Genomic DNA, 17,791 nt, shown 5'->3' with positions numbered 1-17,791 from the left:
AGTTACAGCAAGTATAGTTACGCCAAGTAATTAAACACTAGGAGAGCATTTTGACGGATCTAATTAACTTTATTAACAGCATATTGTGGGGATCGGTACTGATCTACCTTTTGATCGGTACCGGTCTGTTTTTCACTATACGTACCGGTTTTATTCAGTTTCGCCACTTCGGCCATATGTTTTCGGTACTCAAGAACAGCAACAAGTCAGACACTGCAGGGATTTCCTCATTTCAAGCACTCTGTACCAGCCTCGCGGCTCGCGTTGGCACGGGTAATCTTACCGGCGTGGCGATTGCCATCACCGCTGGTGGGCCTGGCGCGATTTTCTGGATGTGGGTGGTCGCTATTATCGGCATGTCGACGTCCTTTATTGAAAGTACGCTGGCTCAGTTATACAAAACCAAAGACGATCAAGGGAACTATCGCGGCGGCCCAGCCTACTACATGGAGAAAGGGCTTGGCATGCGCTGGATGGGAGTGCTGTTTTCCATCTTCTTAATTATCGCATTTGGTTTGGTATTCAACGCCGTCCAGTCAAATTCTATCGCACAGGCAACAGCCGTCGCCTTTGGTATTCAGCCACTCTATGTCGGCATTGGATTGGTGATTCTCAGTGGCGCTATTATTTTTGGCGGGCTACGTTCAATTGCCAAAACCGCAGAGCTTATAGTTCCCTTTATGGCTATCGCCTATCTGCTGCTCGCGTTCTGGGTGGTGGGACATAATCTAAGTCGTATGCCTGAAGTGATTATGCTGATCTTTAAAAGCGCTTTTGGTCTGCAAGAGGCCGCTGCTGGCGCTGTTGGTTATGGTATTGCCCAAGCAATGACGCAAGGGATTCAGCGCGGTCTATTCTCAAATGAAGCGGGTATGGGCTCGGCGCCAAACGCAGCCGCGTCAGCAACCCCTTACCCGCCGCATCCGGCTTCGCAAGGCTATGTGCAGATGTTTGGGGTGTTTGTAGATACCTTGGTTATCTGTAGCGCTACAGCCGCTATCATCCTGTCATCCGGTGCATTAGAGCATACGTCAGGCTCCATCAGCGGTATTGAACTTACCCAGCGCGCGCTCTCTTCTGCCGTGGGGGGGTGGGGCTCTTACTTTATTGCCACCGCCATCTTCTTCTTCGGCTTTACGTCAATCATAGCTAACTACTCCTATGCTGAAAGTAATCTCATTTTCCTTGAGCATAACCATCCTGCAGGGCTGATGCTGTTTCGTTGCTGCACGCTCGGCATGGTGATGTTTGGCACACTTGCCGAATTACCGTTAGTGTGGAAGATGGCCGATCTTTCGATGGCGATGATGGCCATCACTAACCTAATTGCCATTTTGTTGCTCTCAGGCGTGGCGCTCAAACTGGCTAAGGACTATAACCACCAGCGCAGTATTGGTCGGTTACCTACTTTTGATATCAGCCAATATCCTGAAATCCAGCAGCAGGTTGAGCCCGGCATTTGGGACAAACCGAAATCTGAATAATTGGTAGACTCCATCACTCGCTATTCATCATCAGGGGAGCAAACTATCGCTCCCCTATCACACTGATTAATCACTCCGCATAATAAATTTGTTACATTAGTCACCAGACACTAACCACAGGATCGATCCATGCTGATTATTATTTCACCTGCCAAAACGCTGGATTATGAAAGTCCGCTGGCGACAACGCGCTATACCCAACCTGAGTTGCTCGATCACTCTGCCCAACTGATGGAGTACTGTCGTGAGCTAACACCTGCGCAAATCGGCAGTCTGATGAAGATCAGCGATAAACTAGCAGGCCTAAACGCAGCCCGTTTTGCAGAATGGCAGCCTAATTTCACACCGCAAAATGCCCGTCAGGCTATTTTGGCATTCAAAGGCGATGTTTATACTGGTCTTCATGCTGAAGATTTCAGCGAGCAAGACTTCGACTTTGCTCAACAACACCTACGCATGCTTTCTGGATTGTATGGGTTACTGCGTCCGTTGGATTTGATGATGCCTTATCGTTTAGAGATGGGCATCAAGTTGCACAACGCTAAAGGCAGCGACCTGTATAGTTTCTGGGGCGATTTGCTCACCGAAAAATTAAACCAGCAACTAAAAGAACAAGGCGATGATGTGCTGATCAATCTGGCCTCCGATGAGTACTTTAAAGCCGTCAAACCCGCCAAACTGGACGGCCAACTGATTAAGCCGGTGTTTTTAGATGAGAAAGGTGGGAAATTTAAAGTCATCAGCTTCTACGCTAAAAAAGCGCGTGGATTAATGAGCCGCTTTATTATCCAGAACCAATTGACTCAGCCAGAACAGCTGAAAGATTTTAACCTTGAAGGTTATTTCTTTGATGAAGAAAAAATCGATAAATCAGGCAGCGAGCTGATTTTTAAACGCCACGAGGCGTAAACCGCCGACAACGTTGCAGGGAGCATAGAACACATGAATGTGTTCCTTGCTCCCTCGGCGTGGTAGACCCGCGTATTTCGACCTCTTAAACGATCAGAACACCTAGTTTTTTTATCACTTATTTTCGCGTTTTCACTTTGCCCATTGCATCATAAAAGCGCGAAGCGGAACGAAATCTGCCGCCATCTGATGCGAGAGCAGAGGCAAATTGGCGCGTTCTGCCAGTTCGGCAGGCAAAGGTAAGTCGCTAGATAAAATCTCGTCAACCACCTCTTTAAATTTCGCTGGATGCGCAGTGCCCAAGAACAAACCAAACTCGCCCGGTTGCAATGTATCGCGCAACACGCGATATGCAATCGCAGCATGTGGCTCAGAGATATACCCCAACTGGGATAGCTCGCGCACGGTCTGGCGTGTGACGTCATCAGAAACATGCCCATACGCCAGCTCTTTGAGCTGCCAAATTTTACGCCGGAATAGCTCTTCTACGCGTGGCCAGTTATTTGGCCGGCTCACATCCATTGCATTCGACAATGTCGCTACGGTGCTATGCGGCTGCCATTGCCCTGTCGCAAGGAAACGAGGCACGGTATCGTTCGCGTTGGTCGCCGCGATAAAGCGTTTGATAGGCAGCCCCAACGACTTCGCCAACAGACCCGCGGTTAAATCACCAAAGTTACCGCTGGGTACAGAAACCACCAGTTGGTTGCGCGCTTCCTGCGGCAGTTGAGCCACAGCTTCAAAGTAATAACAGATTTGCGCCAGCAATCGGCTGATATTGATAGAGTTAGCGGAGTTAAGCCCCAATGCCTTTTTCAGTTCTTCATCATCAAAAGCCTGTTTGACTAGCGCCTGACAATCATCAAAATCCCCCTCAATGGCAATCGTCTGAATATTTCCACCTAAGGTGCAGAATAACTTTTCCTGCAGTGGGCTAATTTTGCCCTGCGGGTACAGAATAACAACGCGCACGTTTTCCAAGCCATAAAACGCATGGGCCACTGCAGCTCCGGTATCGCCTGAGGTCGCGGTCAGAATCGTCACTGGCTCACTGCCCGCCACTTCCTGCAGCATCTGCGCCATAAAGCGCCCACCGAAATCTTTAAACGCTAGCGTGGGTCCATGGAAGAGCTCCAATGACGCAATGTCAGGCTCAACAGAAGCAACTGGTGCGGGGAAAGCAAATGCTGCTTTGACTCGGTTATAAATCACGTCTGCTGAGAATTCATCACCCAGATATGCCGATAGAATATTGGCGCTGCGGGTAACAAAATCTTGTTGCAAGAGGTTATCGATCTCAGTCAGTTCAAACTCAGGGAGTTCAAGAGGAAAAAATAGCCCCTGATTCTTACCTAAGCCCTGTTTAATCGCCTGCGCAAAGCTGACCTGTTCGTTATGATCTTTCAAATTATAAAGTTTCATGCATTATCCCAGTCGTCGTGCGCCTGCGTTATCCAGACGGCAAATGTGAACAAAACCTTCTTCGTTTTGCAGATAGTTAGTTTCCAGCCACTGTGCCATACGCTGCGCGGTATCTTGACGATCGCAAATGGCAAACAGCGTTGGGCCAGAACCAGAAATCCCACAAGCCAGTGCACCGATATCCTGCGCAGCCTGACGTGCCTGCGCAAATCCTGGTAACAGCCGTGTACGGTATGGTTCGGCAATAACATCATGCATCAATTTAGCCGCCAAAACGGGCTGGCGGGTATGGCACGCATGGATGAAGCCGGCCAGATAGCGTCCGTGGCTGATACAGTCTTGTCGGCGATACTGAGCAGGTAAAATAGCGCGGGCTTCAGCGGTGGAAACTTTGATGCCCGGATAAGCCATCACCCAGAACCATTCATCGAAACCGGGAACGGTTTGGCTAATGATGCCGTTTTCTTCCAAAATCAGCTGCAACCCACCGAGGTAACAGGGTGCCACGTTGTCATAATGCACGCTGCCGGAAATGCGCCCTTCCATTTCACCCATCAGGGCCAATAGCTGAGTTTGATCGAGTGGTTGCTCCGCGAATTCATTGAGAGCCATTAATGCGGCCACAACGGAGCAAGCGCTAGACCCTAAACCAGAGCCGATAGGCATGTTCTTTTCCAGTACCATCGCTACCGGCAGTTCGCGACCAATCGCCTGACAGAAGCGCTCCCAGCACTGATAAACAATGTTCTCTTTCGGATCGCTTGGCAACTTGCTCACGAAGCTACCTTTCGCACTCAAGCTGAATACATCCGCAGCTTCAACGCTAACGCAATCGCCAAGAAATTGGCCATCAATAGGTGACACGGCGGCACCCAACACATCAAAACCCACGCTGACGTTACCAATTGAAGCCGGTGCGTAAACCTTAACCATATTAGACTCCCAACTTCCATGACAAAGTACGCAGCAAATCTGCAAATACACCGGCAGCGGTAACATCGTTACCCGCCCCATAGCCTCGCAGAACCAGTGGAATCGGCTGATAATAGCGACTGTAAAACGCTAAGGCGTTTTCGCCATTTTTCACTTTATAGAGCGGATCATTACCATCCGCTTCTACCATTTTGACCTGACAACGGCCATCAACAATTTGCCCAACGTAACGCAGCACCGCCCCTTTCTCGCGCGCGTTCGCCACTCGCTCGGCAAACCCATCGTCTAACTGAGGTAGGCGAGCCAAGAACGCCGATGTATCCCCACCTGCGTCGAAATCGGCAGGCAGTACAGACTCAACCTCAATGTCGTTCAGCTCCATGCTGTAGCCCGCTTCACGCGCCAAAATAAGTAGCTTACGTGCGACGTCCATACCAGAAAGATCGTCACGCGGATCGGGCTCGGTATAGCCGAGTTTCTTCGCTTCAAGCGTGGCTTGCGATAAAGACATCCCCTCTTCTAACTTGCCGAAAATAAAGGAGAGTGAACCTGACAAAATCCCAGAGAACTGCACTAACTCATCGCCAGCGCTCAGCAAATTTTGCAGGTTTTCGATAACTGGCAAACCCGCGCCGACGTTGGTGTCGTATAAAAACTTACGGCGCGACCCCGCTGCTGCCTGACGCAGTTGATGGTAGTAGTTCATGGAACCGGTGTTGGCTTTCTTGTTTGGCGTCACCACGTGGAAACCGTTGCTAAGGAAATCAGCATATTGATCGGCCACCTCCTGACTGGAGGTACAGTCAACAATCACGGGATTCAGCAAATGGTATTCGTTCACTAAACGGATTAAGCGACCAAGGTTAAACGGCTCTTTAGCATCAGCCAATTCGCTCTGCCAGCGATCGAGCTCAATACCATGCACGTTGGTTAGCAGCGCCCGCGAGTTCGCGATGCCACACACTCGCAGGTCGATATGTTTATTCTTCAGCCATGACTGTTGGCGATGGATCTGCTCGATCAGCGCACCGCCTACGCCACCGGAACCAATCACGAAGACCTCAATGACCTGATCGGTATTGAACAACATCTGGTGGCTGACACGAACGGCCGTGGTCGCTGAGTCGTTATTGACTACCACGGAAATAGAGCGTTCTGAAGAGCCCTGTGCAATTGCAATAATATTGATATTGGCACGCGCCAGAGCGGAGAAGAACTTAGCCGAAATACCGCGCATAGTCCGCATGCCGTCACCGACGACGGAGATTATCGCTAAGTGCTCAGTGACATCCAGCGGCTCTAGCAAACCATCTTTCAGCTCTAGATAGAATTCTTCGTTCAGTGCACTTTGCGCACGCTCCAGCTCACGCTGAGGAATGCAGAAGCTAATGCTGTATTCGGATGAGGACTGGGTGATCAGGACGACCGAAATCCCACTACGCGACATGACCGCAAACACGCGCGCCGCCATACCAACCATACCTTTCATGCCGGGACCGGAGACGTTGATCATCGCCATGTTGTTCAGATTAGTTATGCCTTTTACCGGTACGCCATCAGCACCACTCTCGCGCCCGATGAGGGTTCCGGGTGCCTGGGGGTTTGCGGTATTTTTGATGAGGCAGGGAATTTGGAACTGGGCTATAGGTGCAATGGTGCGAGGATGAAGAACTTTGGCGCCAAAATAAGAGAGCTCCATCGCCTCTTGATATGACATTGATTTTAATAATCTTGCATCGGGTACAGTGCGTGGATCGCAAGTGTATACACCGTCAACGTCGGTCCAGATCTCACAACAATCAGCGCGTAGGCAAGCCGCGAGCACCGCAGCTGAATAATCAGAGCCATTACGGCCTAATACCACCAGTTCGCCTTTATCGTTACCTGCGGTAAAACCCGCCATTAATACCATGTGATCGGCTGGAATCGGCGCATCAGCGATACGACGAGTGGACTCCGCAATATCTACAGTTGATTCCAGATAGCCACCAACGGCCAAAAGTTTTTCCACCGGATTAATCACGGTAACGCCGTAACCACGCGCTTTAAGCAGCTCGGCCATAATTGCAATCGAGAGTTTTTCACCGCGACAAATCATCGCTGCATTCACACTATCTGGGCATTGTCCCAACAGCGAGATGCCATGCAACACCTGTTTAATTTGAGCAAACTCAGCGTCAACCAGCTGCTTTAGGCGGCCATATTCAAATCCAGACTGAGCCTGATCAAGCCCTGTCAGTAAATCGGCAAAAATCGCTTCCGCGTCGCTGATATTTGGCAGCGCATCTTGTCCAGCGATCGTTTTTTCTACCATTGCCACTAAGTGATTGGTTATTTTCGCCGGCGCAGACAGCACGGTGGCAACCTGTCCCTGACGGGCATTATTTTCTAAGATGTCAGCAACGCGCAGAAATCGATCTGCATTCGCCACTGAGGTACCACCAAATTTCAGCACTCGCATTTGTAACACTCTCCCGAATTAGGCTTAAAAAAAAGCCCGCACTGTTTAGGTGCGGGCTTTTTTCTTTCTCTTTTTCTGTACGCGTCAGCCCGCCCCGTTACATGTAGTATCGGTGGTGGTAATAATTGTTGTGGTGTTCAGGCTGTAGTTATGAAAACTAATACGCATCTCTGTCTGTCCAATAAATTCTTGTGTCTGCCCTATATTGGTTAAAGCAAAGGCCAACCTAAGTCAACGAAATTCTGTTTTTACTTGGCAACATACTGATAACCTAAGCAGCATAAAAACCTTTATAAAAACCCTATCTCAGCAAAAGTGCGCTGAGTCACACTTTATGACTGAGCAGAATGGGATAACTTTGCGCACCTTCACCGAGCATTCGACGTTTTCGGTTTTTTTCTTCGTTAGCTTATTTTTTCAGCGCCTTTTCGATATCGTGAATCAACGTATGTAGCATCGAAGTGTCACGCTGAGCGAGTAAACCGAGTCGTTGATCGAGCCAATCTGATAGTTTTTGATCGTCCTCAACGTTCAACGCGCCCAGCAAACGATGAACCCTATGACGCAAAGCCACCAGTTGGTTCTGTTCGGCCGGCTGCTGGGTTTCGATCCTATTTTGCATCAACGACGATAGCTGATAGCAAAACACCATCACCGCCTGACCCAAATTCAACGACGGATAATCCGCCACCATAGGAACCCCGGTCAGAATATCCGCTAAGGCGAGTTCTTCGTTTGATAACCCCGACTCTTCTCGTCCAAAAACGATAGCGCAGCTTGTGGTCCAGTTCTGCTTTTCCTGCAAGATACCCGTAAGTTCCTGAGGCGAGCAGTAATAGTGGTATCTGGCACGGCTTCTGGCGGTCGTCGCAACGGTGAAATCCACATCAGCCAACGCGGCTTCCAAGGTATCAAAGTGCTGGGCATTATCTAAAATATCTCCTGACCCGTGCGCGACCCAACGCGTGGCAGGCTCAAGGTATGCCTGACTATCAACAATCCGTAAAGATGAAAACCCCATGGTTTTCATAGCCCTTGCTGCCGCGCCAATATTTTCAGGTCTGGCCGGAGCGACCAGTACGATGTGTATTTGCATATAAATGCCCGATTTTTAACAATTCGTAATTAACAGAGCGCACTTTATCTTGCTCTAGCTGGTTTTTCCAATACCTGCAAAGTTACATTTATTTAACAAAACAACGGATTTTTCTATTAGATAAAAAAGGAAAAAGGTATTTTAATCAAAAAACATGCAGAGACTAAGTTATTTAGAACAAATACGATAAATTCATTTTTACAATCAATGAATTAAATTTTCTATAAATCTAGAATAAAGTTTAGCTTTGCCGTGCAAATTTACCGAGCTTAATCAGAGACAAACTGGCTTAAGTTCGTTATTAAGCTCACATACTTGTAAGTGTTTTTCACAAATCTGTTAACGTGCTACAATTGGATTTGATATATGTCAACAAAGCGTAGTTTTGTTGGATGGCAATTGCGGTGTGTGCTGTTATATTGCTGTTAATAGGGTTAGGATGTGCGCCGCTTTTGGCACCACCGGGGCTGTAGGGAGTAACATCCCCTGACCAACCTAGCGATGTTGTTGACGTTGATGGAAAGTGCATCAAGAACGAGTTTACGTACTTTAGTCTGTTGAATCTCTATGTTGTTACATCATCGAAACAGCCACACTCTCGATTTGATGTTTTAGGATCCAAGACTACTGTACTTCCCTATTTCTATTTTGTTGGCAATTTTAGGTAGCAAACACATGCAGACCCCGCACATTCTTATCGTCGAGGACGAACTCGTCACTCGAAACACACTTAAAAGTATTTTTGAGGCGGAAGGTTATATCGTTCATGAAGCCAATGATGGCGCAGAAATGCACCAGATCCTGTCAGAATTCGACATCAATCTGGTTATCATGGATATCAACCTGCCTGGTAAAAATGGCCTGTTGTTGGCTCGCGAGCTGCGTGAACAAGCAAATGTAGCGCTGATGTTCCTGACTGGCCGCGACAATGAAGTGGATAAAATCCTTGGCCTGGAAATCGGTGCCGATGATTACATCACTAAGCCATTCAACCCACGTGAGCTGACTATTCGTGCTCGCAATCTTCTGTCCCGCACCATGAATCTGGGCGGTGGCACCGAAGAACGCAAGCTGGTTGAAAGCTATCGCTTCAACGGTTGGGAGCTGGACATCAACAGCCGTTCATTGGTTAGCCCTAACGGCGAACAGTACAAGCTGCCACGCAGTGAATTTCGTGCCATGCTGCACTTCTGCGAAAATCCGGGGAAAATTCAGTCCCGTGCAGAACTGCTGAAAAAAATGACCGGCCGTGAGCTCAAGCCACATGACCGTACCGTTGACGTGACCATCCGTCGTATCCGTAAGCACTTTGAGTCTACGCCAGATACTCCGGAAATCATCGCGACGATTCACGGTGAAGGCTATCGTTTCTGCGGCGATCTGGAAGAGTAATCTCCAGCGCTAAGCAAGACACACAAAAAAGGCCGGATAATCCGGCCTTTTGCTTATCTGTCGTATGAACTTCTCATCAATAACAGCAATAAAAAAGCGGAGTTTCCTCCGCCTATTCATCATCTCAAACGCGATTACGCGTTTTGACGCCACCATTCAGCGAGTAGAATGCCGGTCGCGACAGACACGTTCAGGCTCTCAACCTGACCTGTACCACCGATAGACAAACTTAAATCGCCCTGCTGCATAACGGTTTCAGACAGGCCGTCACGCTCTTGGCCTAACACTAACACCATTTTCTTAGGCAATGCCGCCTTAGTCAGCGGCGTAGTGCCTTTATGGCTGGAAGTGGTGACAATGGTATAGCCTGCACGACGAAACTCATCCAGCGCGCCATCAAAGCCATCGGCATCAATAGCCTGAATATGCTCTGCGCCACCTTCAGCGGTACGCACAGCTGCGCCAGACTCCAACATCGACGCATCCTGAACCATCAGCCCTTTTACACCAAAGTGCGCACAGGTACGCATGATGCCGCCTAAGTTATGCGGGTTGCCCACATCTTCTAACGCCAGAACACAGTCGGTATCCGCTGCTGTTTTCAGGTAAGTACGAGCATCTAGACCATTACGTTTTTTAATCAGGAAGCATACGCCGCCATGATGTTCGGTTCCTGATGCTTTCGTTAGTTCCTCATCATCAACCACATGATAGGCTTTGCGGTTCGCAGCCATCCAGCGCAGGGCTTCTCGGAAACGTGGTGTTACCGACTGAACAAACCATGCGCGAACAATAGCGTCAGGGCGGCTTGCAAACAGAGCCTGACAGGCATTTTCGCCGTAGACTCGAGTTTCTTCAGCCCGCTGACGACGCAACTGCTCAGGGTCGATAAAGCTCTTACCGGCGATACCGCCGTGATCTGGCTTATCTTCTTCATTCGGTGCACGAGAAACCGTTTTCCAAGGCGAACGATCATAAGGGCCTTCACTCCGCCCCTCGCTACGACCTTCACTGCGGCTCGCACCAGCAGGACGGCGTGAGCGATCGTTTTCCTGGCTACGGCCTTGACCACCACGGCGATCGTTGCGACGGTCTCCATCCTGAGCACTACGGCCCTGTCGACCACCTCGTTCACCTTGACGCCCTTTACCTTCCGGACGCGATTTTTGGTCACGGTCTTTGCTGTCGTCCTCACTACGGACGTACATCACTTTAACCTTGCCATTTTTGCCATTAAAAGAATCGTTCATTGCTATCTCCACCAACGCGCAGGGCGCGAAGATTACCTGATGTGTGACCACTAAGCTATACCCAAATGGCTTGCAGCCGCTAACAAATTACGGCGGCAAACAACGTGAGCACTTAAGCTTCGGACAAAAGCTGGCATCTATTATAACCATTGAGGAAACCTGATTGTGATTAATATCCCTAAGCACCATAATGCTTAACATTATCTAAACATTAACGTTGCTTTTACCGTTGAAAAGCACGGAATATTTATCCAAACCACGAGGTTAACCATGAATACCGTTTGTCCATCCTGCCAAACCACCAATCGTTTACCCGAAGAGCGCATTGAGGATCAGGCTAAATGCGGTCGCTGCGGTCATGAGTTATTCGATGGTGAAGTGATTAACGCAACGTCTGCTACGCTAGATAAAATTCTCCAAGACGAATTACCTGTCCTAATCGACTTCTGGGCACCATGGTGTGGCCCGTGTCAGGGATTTGCTCCTGTGTTTGAAGAGGTCGCTGAAGAACGTGCTGGGCAGATTCGTTGTGTGAAAGTCAACACCGAGGCAGAGCCCGAGCTCAGCGCACGTTTCCGCATTCGTAGTATCCCAACGATCATGCTTTACCAAAATGGTCAATTGGTAGACATGCTAAACGGCGCGGTGCCAAAAGCCCCGTTCGATGGCTGGGTCAACGAGCAACTTGCCACTAAAGCCTAGTTTTCCATTGATGCTATCAAGCCCAGAGAAATTCTGGGCTTTTTACTTTTTATCGATGTCCACGCCTATCGACGCTGTACCCTGCTAGCCCGCTTGTTTAAAATAGCGCTTTTGCCTCATCAGAGAAGTCGATGTCTCCTAATGCCGTTCTGCGTTTGCGCGAGCTACGCTTAGCCAAAGCAACAAAACCCTTTCTTACCCGTGGAGGTCGAGTCACACGCTGTCAGCGTTGTCTATTGCCTGCAACGCGCTGCTTATGCGAAACCATCTCACCACGCATAGCAAACAGCCGTTTTTGTCTGATGATGTACGATACCGAGCCGATGAAGCCGAGTAACACAGGGCGCCTAATTGCCGATATTTTGCCAAATACCGCGGCCTTTCAATGGGCTCGAACCGAAGTTGATCCTGAGCTTTTAACGTTACTTAATAGCCCTGATTATCAACCCTATGTGGTTTTTCCCGGTTCATATGCCCCAGAGCGGGCCGTAACAACGCTAGATGCAGATATGAATGCCAAACCACCGCTATTTATCATGTTAGATGGTACATGGCGCGAAGCGACCAAAATGTTTCGTAAAAGCCCTTATCTCGACAAGTTCCCCGTTTTCTCTTTAGAGGCAAAACTTGAGAGTGACTACACGCTACGCGAGTCGGCACGTGACGATCAGCACTGTACGGCAGAGGTTGCTGCGGCTTTATTGGATATCGCTGGCGATAGCGAGGCGGCTCAGGGGTTACAACAGCACTTTACCTATTTTCGTCGTCAATATTTGCTAGGTAAGCCTCATCACCGTGAAGAGGTCACTGCAGAAAATATCTAGAGGTATTAGACTCAGCCTATCCGCTTCGGCAAGGAGTCATGGCTATGAGTCAACGCAGTCTGGAATCGTTGTTACGCCCCAAATCAATCGCCGTTATCGGTGCATCAAATAAGGTTGGGCGTAACGGCCACCTGATAATGCAGAATCTGCTGAAAGGAGGGTTCTCCGGCCCTGTAATGCCAGTCACTCCTCGTTATCAGGCTGTATGTGGTGTCCTTGCCTATCCCGACATAGAGTCTCTCCCCTTTGCTCCTGACCTCGCCATTTTGTGTATTAATGCCAAACGCAATATCGAAGTCATCACCGCATTAGGAAAAAAGGGATGCCGAGCGGCAATTGTTCTCTCCTCTCCAAGTGCTCAGGCTCAAGAGCTAAAATCCTGCGCTCAGCAACATAATGTGCGTCTGCTGGGACCAAACAGCTTAGGCCTATTGGCTCCATGGCAGAAAATGAATGCCAGTTTCTCCCCTGTCCCTATTTTGCCTGGCAAGCTGGCGTTTATCTCCCAGTCTGCCGCCGTATCCAATACGATTCTAGATTGGGCTCAACAGCGTGAGATTGGCTTTTCATTATTTATCGCATTGGGTGATAGTCTTGATATCGACGTTGATGACTTACTCGACTTTTTAGCACGAGATAGCAAAACCAGCGCCATCCTGATCTATCTTGAGCATTTGCATGATGCCCGACGTTTTCTTTCTGCGGCGCGAAGCGCATCGCGTAATAAACCCATACTAGTAATCAAAAGTGGTCGCAGCCCGCAGGCTCAGCAGCTACTCAATAGCGTGCAAGGACTGGACGCTGCCTATGACGCAGCGATCCAGCGCGCAGGTTTACTCCGTGTTCAGGATACGCATGAGCTTTTCTCTGCGGTAGAAACGCTCAGCCACATGCATCCTCTGCGAGGGGAGAAGATCCTGATTATCAGCAACGGCGCAGCACCGGCTGCAATGTCAGTTGATGAATTACTGCGCCGCAACGGCAAGCTTGCCACACTGGATGAGGAAACCCTGACGGTATTACGTAGCAAAATGCCTGACGATGTTTATCTGCAAAACCCGATCGACCTACGCGATGATGCAACGCCTGCACGCTATCAGGTAGCTCTCAATTGTTTATTAGACAGCCACTGCTACGATGCGGTACTAATCATCCATGCTCCGAGCGCTGCGGCACCGGCTACGGCCACTGCAGAAACCGTGATTCAGGCGCTTAAACAGCATCCTCGCGGCAAACGAATTTCAGTACTGACGAACTGGAGCGGCGAATTTTCATCGCAGGAAGCGCGCCGATTATTCAGCGAAGCGGGAATCCCGACCTATAGAACACCAGAAGGTGCCATTACCGCCTTTATGCACATGGTTGAATACCGCCGCAACCAACGTCAGCTCATGGAGACACCGGCTCTGCCAGCGGCCCTAATAGCCAACCCTACTCAGGCCCATGACCTTATTCAGCAGGCAATGAAAGAGGGGATCTACCATCTCGATACCCATGAGGTGAGATCCATTCTGTCGCACTACGGTCTGCATACGTTACCCACGTGGATTGCCAACGATAGCACCGAAGCGGTACATATTGCGGAGCAAGTTGGATATCCGGTCGCCCTAAAACTCCGTTCGCCAGATATACCTCATAAATCGGATGTACAAGGGGTCATGCTTTATCTGCGCAACGCGAGTGAAGTTGAGCAAGCGGCAAATGCGATTATAGATCGTGTTAAGCACGCGTATCCTCAGGCTCGAATTCATGGTCTGCTAGTCCAAAGCATGGCTAACCGCGCGGGCTCTCAGGAGCTACGGGTACTCGTCGATAACGATCCGGTTTTCGGCCCACTGATCATGCTGGGAGAAGGCGGTGGGACATGGGATCCTGACCATGATGCGGCCGTTGCTCTTCCTCCGCTAAATATGACACTGGCTCGCTATCTCATCATGCAGGCAATTAAAGGCGGTAAAATTCGCGGCAGAAGCCCTCTGCAGCCATTGAATATCGATGGGTTAAGTCAGCTACTTGTTCAGGTTTCTGACCTTATCGTCGACTGCCCAGAGATTACCCGCCTCGATATTCATCCCGTCTTGGCCTCGGCAGAGGATTTCACCCTGCTGGATGTCTCGTTACAACTAACGCCTTTTGCTGGTGATGCTGAAAACCGCCTAGCCATACGCCCTTACCCACAGCATCTCGAAGAAAATGTCACGTTGCGTAACGGAGCGACCTGTTTGCTGCGCCCTATACTTCCAGAAGACGAGCCGCTACTGCAGCAATTTATTCAAAAGGTGACTAAAGAGGATTTGTACTATCGTTACTTTAGCGAGATCAACGAATTCACTCATGAAGATCTTGCTAAGATGACGCAGATTGACTACGACAGAGAAATGGCTTTTGTCGCGGTTGTACAGGAAGAAGGGCGAGATGCCATTATTGGTGTCACTCGCGCACTATCGGACCCCGATAATCACGAAGCTGAGTTTGCCGTCCTCGTTCGTTCAGATCGTAACGGCTTGGGACTAGGAAAAACGCTATTAAGTAAAATGATCGCTTATTCAACCCAGCACGGTCTTGAGAAGCTCGTAGGCATTACGATGCCCAATAATCAGGGAATGATTGGTCTAGCGCGAAAGCTTGGATTTCAGGTCGATATCCAAATCGAAGACGGTATTGTCAATCTATGCTTACCGCTAGGTAATCTCACACAGGAACATACTGAATTTTGCTGAGAGGGTAGCGACAAATCGAGGCAAAACATACGCAATCAAGGGAAAGTAGTGTTATTATCGCCCGATTCCCTAGGCTAATATAACTGTATGTAGCGTTTTGCTACACAATGATGAGAGAAGAAGCGCACTGTGATGTTGTCTAAATTTAAACGAACGAAACATCAACAACACCTTGCACAACTGCCAAAACTTCCCCAGACAGTTGAGGATGTTCAGACGCTGTTTACGCCAGAGGCTTTCCGACTGGCTCTAATAGACGCGATTTCTAACGCCTCTCGCCGTATTTACATCACGGCGCTGTATCTGGAAAACGATGACGGCGGACGCGATGTTCTCAATGCCTTGTATAGCGCAAAGCAACAGCATCCAGATTTAGAAATCTACGTTCTCGTCGACTGGCACCGTGCACAACGTGGACGTATTGGCGCCGCGGCAACGAATACAAATGCCGACTGGTACTGCGCTATGGCCGATCAACACCCTGGCATTTCAGTTCCTATTTATGGCGTACCTGTAAATACCCGTGAAGCTCTCGGCGTTTTACACCTCAAAGGCTTTATTGTCGACGATCAAGTGATTTATAGCGGCGCAAGCCTGAATGACGTATATCTACATCGTCATGACAAATATCGTTATGACCGATATCACTTCATCAAGAACAGCCGCTTGGCCGATACGATGTCTGCTTATATTCAAAATAAGCTGCTTACCGATCCCGCGGTTCAACGTCTGGATCGTGACGATCGTCCTAAAAGCCCAGAAATTCGCAATGAAACACGACAATTCCGCCATGGCTTACGCAGCTGCGGCTATGATGTGGCAGCGATTGCCAGCAACGATGAATTAGCAGTAACCCCTCTTGCTGGATTGGGTAAACATAGCGTACTCAATAAAACAATCCATCATTTGATGTGCAGTACAGAAGAGAAAGTTACGCTCTGTACGCCTTATTTCAATATGCCGGCTCTTTTAGTACGCAATATTATTTATTTATTGCGGCAAGGTAAGCAGGTTGAAATTATCGTGGGCGACAAAAAGGCGAATGATTTCTATATTCCAGAAGATGAGCCATTCAAGATTATTGGTGCGCTTCCCTATCTCTACGAAATTAATCTACGCCGATTTATGAGCCGCCTGCAACGTTTCGTCGATAACGGTCAGCTCGTCGTGCGTCTTTGGAAAGATGAAGATAATACCTATCATCTAAAAGGCATGTGGATTGATGATCAATGGCAGCTGATTACGGGAAATAACCTGAATCCCCGTGCATGGCGACTAGATTTAGAGAACGCAGTTCTCATTCATGATCCTAAGCACCAGTTACATGACCAACGCCAAAACGAGCTGGAGTGTATCCGGACCAACACGCATATTGTGCGTAGCTACCTTGAGCTTGAAACTATTCAACAGTATCCACTAAAAGTACGTAAGCTAATAAGACGACTCCGTAGAATTCGTATTGATCGCCTAATAAGTCGAATATTGTAACTATATTAAGCCTCCTGCTTGGAGGCTTTTTTATATCCCTACACCAATGGGTATTATTCATTGGTTTATCTTTGCCAATAACTCAGCTATGCACAAATAAACAAGCTTACTCGATGAGTTTCAGCGGCTATTTTTTTTAGATTTTTTCAAATAATAAATATCCTCCGGCATAGCCGGAGGTTTTTCAGATGCGCCTATAAGGCTTTGTTACCAGCCGCGCCCTAACAGGCGCATACGATCTGACATTTGCATCAGACTTCGTTACTTACAGCCCGTAAACGGGCTACCCGGATAAGGGATCGATAACTGCTCACCCATCTTATCCTCTTCCAGTTGGTGCTTTATGTATTCCTGTATCCTGGCTGTATTTTTACCAACCGTATCAACGTAATACCCTCGACACCAAAACTCCCTGTTACGGTATTTGAACTTCAAACCGCCAAACTGCTCATAAAGCATCAGGCTACTCTTTCCCTTCAGATATCCCATAAAACCCGACACACTCATTTTCGGTGGGATTTCCACAAGCATATGGATGTGATCCGCACAGCATTCTGCTTCTAGAATATTCACACTTTTCCATTCGCACAGCTTTCTTAAGATGGTGCCAATCGCTTTACGCTTTTCCCCGTAGAACACTTGTCTTCGGTACTTCGGCGCAAAAACTATGTGATATTTACAGTTCCATCGCATGTGAGCTAAGCTCTTTTCGTCCCTCATAGGGACCCCCTTTTGATTTCTTGTTGAACGTTTGCAGTTGCCAGACCGCAAACTGTTTTAACAAATCAAAAGGGGTTTTTATAACTGGCTCAAAGCTGAAAGCTTTACGGAACCTCCAGCCTAGCTGGAGGTTTTCTGTGCACAACAAAAAACCTCAGCCTTTCAACTGAGGTTTTTTTACTTTATTTAATGCCTGCTGTTATATGACGGGCTTCCTGCCTGTCACCCTTCGTGCTGTGCAAATCCGTCGGGAACGGATTTGCACTACTCAAAGCGTAACTCACCGACAAACAACATCTACCAGAACAACACTACCGCCCAAACAACCTCAGAAGATCGTTTTATCAGCTCTCCAAAGCAAAAAAGCCCCATGCTTTCGCATGAGGCTTT

At 48.6% G+C, this 17,791-nt stretch carries 14 protein-coding genes, 1 pseudogene and 1 other annotated feature; of the genes and pseudogenes, 7 read left to right on the top strand and 8 right to left on the bottom strand.

Features of this window, described 5'->3' with window-relative positions; all coding sequences use genetic code 11:
- The first annotated feature begins 50 nt into the window (after positions 1-50).
- Together HMPREF3091_RS05140 and yaaA are read left to right on the top strand one after the other, a co-directional pair.
- Positions 51-1,484 (top strand): alanine/glycine:cation symporter family protein, encoded by a 1,434-nt coding sequence (locus HMPREF3091_RS05140; protein ID WP_070714591.1) that lies wholly within the window; start codon positions 51-53, stop codon positions 1,482-1,484.
- 129 nt (positions 1,485-1,613) lie between these two features.
- Entirely contained in the window at positions 1,614-2,393 is a 780-nt protein-coding gene (yaaA, locus tag HMPREF3091_RS05135) for a peroxide stress protein YaaA (RefSeq protein WP_070714589.1), read from the top strand.
- A 132-nt stretch (positions 2,394-2,525) separates the two neighbouring features.
- Here the strand turns inward: yaaA and thrC are convergent, their stop codons facing one another.
- The 6 genes and pseudogenes from thrC to HMPREF3091_RS22835 all read right to left on the bottom strand — a co-directional run bounded on the left by thrC (position 2,526) and on the right by HMPREF3091_RS22835 (position 8,868).
- Positions 2,526-3,815: a threonine synthase gene (thrC, locus tag HMPREF3091_RS05130; RefSeq protein ID WP_070714587.1), complete on the bottom strand. Its 1,290-nt coding sequence runs from the start codon at positions 3,813-3,815 to the stop codon at positions 2,526-2,528.
- Between the two features lie 3 nt (positions 3,816-3,818).
- The gene (gene thrB, locus HMPREF3091_RS05125; RefSeq protein WP_070714585.1) at positions 3,819-4,748 is read right to left on the bottom strand and encodes a homoserine kinase; all 930 of its coding nucleotides are present in this window, start codon (positions 4,746-4,748) and stop codon (positions 3,819-3,821) included.
- A 1-nt stretch (position 4,749) separates the two neighbouring features.
- Positions 4,750-7,209 carry a bifunctional aspartate kinase/homoserine dehydrogenase I gene (gene thrA, locus HMPREF3091_RS05120; protein ID WP_070714582.1) on the bottom strand — a complete coding sequence of 820 codons (2,460 nt, stop codon included), beginning with the start codon at positions 7,207-7,209 and terminating at the stop codon, positions 4,750-4,752.
- A 25-nt stretch (positions 7,210-7,234) separates the two neighbouring features.
- Positions 7,235-7,358 (bottom strand) — a sequence feature (Thr leader region).
- Positions 7,294-7,377, bottom strand: coding sequence for a thr operon leader peptide (gene thrL, locus HMPREF3091_RS23055; RefSeq protein WP_071603088.1), 84 nt, complete (start codon positions 7,375-7,377; stop codon positions 7,294-7,296). Its footprint overlaps the feature before it by 65 nt.
- A gap of 241 nt (positions 7,378-7,618) precedes the next feature.
- On the bottom strand, positions 7,619-8,305 hold the full coding sequence (locus HMPREF3091_RS05115) for a tRNA/rRNA methyltransferase (protein WP_070714580.1): 687 nt from the start codon (positions 8,303-8,305) through the stop codon (positions 7,619-7,621).
- Positions 8,306-8,719: 414 nt separating this feature from the next.
- Positions 8,720-8,868 (bottom strand): annotated as a pseudogene (locus tag HMPREF3091_RS22835) (hypothetical protein).
- 112 nt (positions 8,869-8,980) lie between these two features.
- Between HMPREF3091_RS22835 and arcA the strand changes: the two are divergent.
- Positions 8,981-9,697 carry a two-component system response regulator ArcA gene (arcA, locus tag HMPREF3091_RS05110; protein WP_004089205.1) on the top strand — a complete coding sequence of 239 codons (717 nt, stop codon included), beginning with the start codon at positions 8,981-8,983 and terminating at the stop codon, positions 9,695-9,697.
- Between the two features lie 134 nt (positions 9,698-9,831).
- Here the strand turns inward: arcA and HMPREF3091_RS05105 are convergent, their stop codons facing one another.
- Entirely contained in the window at positions 9,832-10,947 is a 1,116-nt protein-coding gene (locus HMPREF3091_RS05105; RefSeq protein ID WP_070714578.1) for a tRNA/rRNA methyltransferase, read from the bottom strand.
- A 270-nt stretch (positions 10,948-11,217) separates the two neighbouring features.
- Here HMPREF3091_RS05105 and trxC point away from each other — a divergent pair, with 270 nt between their 5' ends.
- The 4 genes from trxC to pssA all read left to right on the top strand — a co-directional run bounded on the left by trxC (position 11,218) and on the right by pssA (position 16,681).
- Positions 11,218-11,649, top strand: coding sequence for a thioredoxin TrxC (gene trxC, locus HMPREF3091_RS05100; RefSeq protein ID WP_004089211.1), 432 nt, complete (start codon positions 11,218-11,220; stop codon positions 11,647-11,649).
- Positions 11,650-11,780: 131 nt separating this feature from the next.
- Positions 11,781-12,473 carry a tRNA-uridine aminocarboxypropyltransferase gene (locus HMPREF3091_RS05095; RefSeq protein ID WP_070714576.1) on the top strand — a complete coding sequence of 231 codons (693 nt, stop codon included), beginning with the start codon at positions 11,781-11,783 and terminating at the stop codon, positions 12,471-12,473.
- Positions 12,474-12,517: 44 nt separating this feature from the next.
- Entirely contained in the window at positions 12,518-15,193 is a 2,676-nt protein-coding gene (locus HMPREF3091_RS05090) for a bifunctional acetate--CoA ligase family protein/GNAT family N-acetyltransferase (protein WP_070714574.1), read from the top strand.
- A gap of 132 nt (positions 15,194-15,325) precedes the next feature.
- Positions 15,326-16,681 (top strand): CDP-diacylglycerol--serine O-phosphatidyltransferase, encoded by a 1,356-nt coding sequence (pssA, locus tag HMPREF3091_RS05085; RefSeq protein WP_004089216.1) that lies wholly within the window; start codon positions 15,326-15,328, stop codon positions 16,679-16,681.
- 261 nt (positions 16,682-16,942) lie between these two features.
- Here the strand turns inward: pssA and tnpA are convergent, their stop codons facing one another.
- Positions 16,943-17,401 carry an IS200/IS605 family transposase gene (gene tnpA / locus HMPREF3091_RS05080; RefSeq protein WP_070714573.1) on the bottom strand — a complete coding sequence of 153 codons (459 nt, stop codon included), beginning with the start codon at positions 17,399-17,401 and terminating at the stop codon, positions 16,943-16,945.
- Positions 17,402-17,791: the final 390 nt, after the last annotated feature.

This window comes from Hafnia sp. HMSC23F03 (assembly GCF_001816025.1).
Lineage (GTDB): Bacteria > Pseudomonadota > Gammaproteobacteria > Enterobacterales > Enterobacteriaceae > Hafnia > Hafnia paralvei.
Note: the sequence above shows the minus strand (reverse complement) of the source record. Positions and strands in the feature narration are given on the sequence as shown.

Coding starts and splice junctions, on each gene's coding strand:
- trxC (WP_004089211.1), top strand. CDS start 11,218: ATGAATACCGTTTGTCCATCCTGCCAAACCACCAATCGTTTACCCGAA.
- HMPREF3091_RS05115 (WP_070714580.1), bottom strand. CDS start 8,305: ATGCAAATACACATCGTACTGGTCGCTCCGGCCAGACCTGAAAATATT.
- thrL (WP_071603088.1), bottom strand. CDS start 7,377: ATGCGTATTAGTTTTCATAACTACAGCCTGAACACCACAACAATTATT.
- tnpA (WP_070714573.1), bottom strand. CDS start 17,401: ATGAGGGACGAAAAGAGCTTAGCTCACATGCGATGGAACTGTAAATAT.
- HMPREF3091_RS05090 (WP_070714574.1), top strand. CDS start 12,518: ATGAGTCAACGCAGTCTGGAATCGTTGTTACGCCCCAAATCAATCGCC.
- thrC (WP_070714587.1), bottom strand. CDS start 3,815: ATGAAACTTTATAATTTGAAAGATCATAACGAACAGGTCAGCTTTGCG.
- yaaA (WP_070714589.1), top strand. CDS start 1,614: ATGCTGATTATTATTTCACCTGCCAAAACGCTGGATTATGAAAGTCCG.
- thrA (WP_070714582.1), bottom strand. CDS start 7,209: ATGCGAGTGCTGAAATTTGGTGGTACCTCAGTGGCGAATGCAGATCGA.
- HMPREF3091_RS05105 (WP_070714578.1), bottom strand. CDS start 10,947: ATGAACGATTCTTTTAATGGCAAAAATGGCAAGGTTAAAGTGATGTAC.
- thrB (WP_070714585.1), bottom strand. CDS start 4,748: ATGGTTAAGGTTTACGCACCGGCTTCAATTGGTAACGTCAGCGTGGGT.
- HMPREF3091_RS05095 (WP_070714576.1), top strand. CDS start 11,781: ATGTCTCCTAATGCCGTTCTGCGTTTGCGCGAGCTACGCTTAGCCAAA.
- arcA (WP_004089205.1), top strand. CDS start 8,981: ATGCAGACCCCGCACATTCTTATCGTCGAGGACGAACTCGTCACTCGA.
- pssA (WP_004089216.1), top strand. CDS start 15,326: ATGTTGTCTAAATTTAAACGAACGAAACATCAACAACACCTTGCACAA.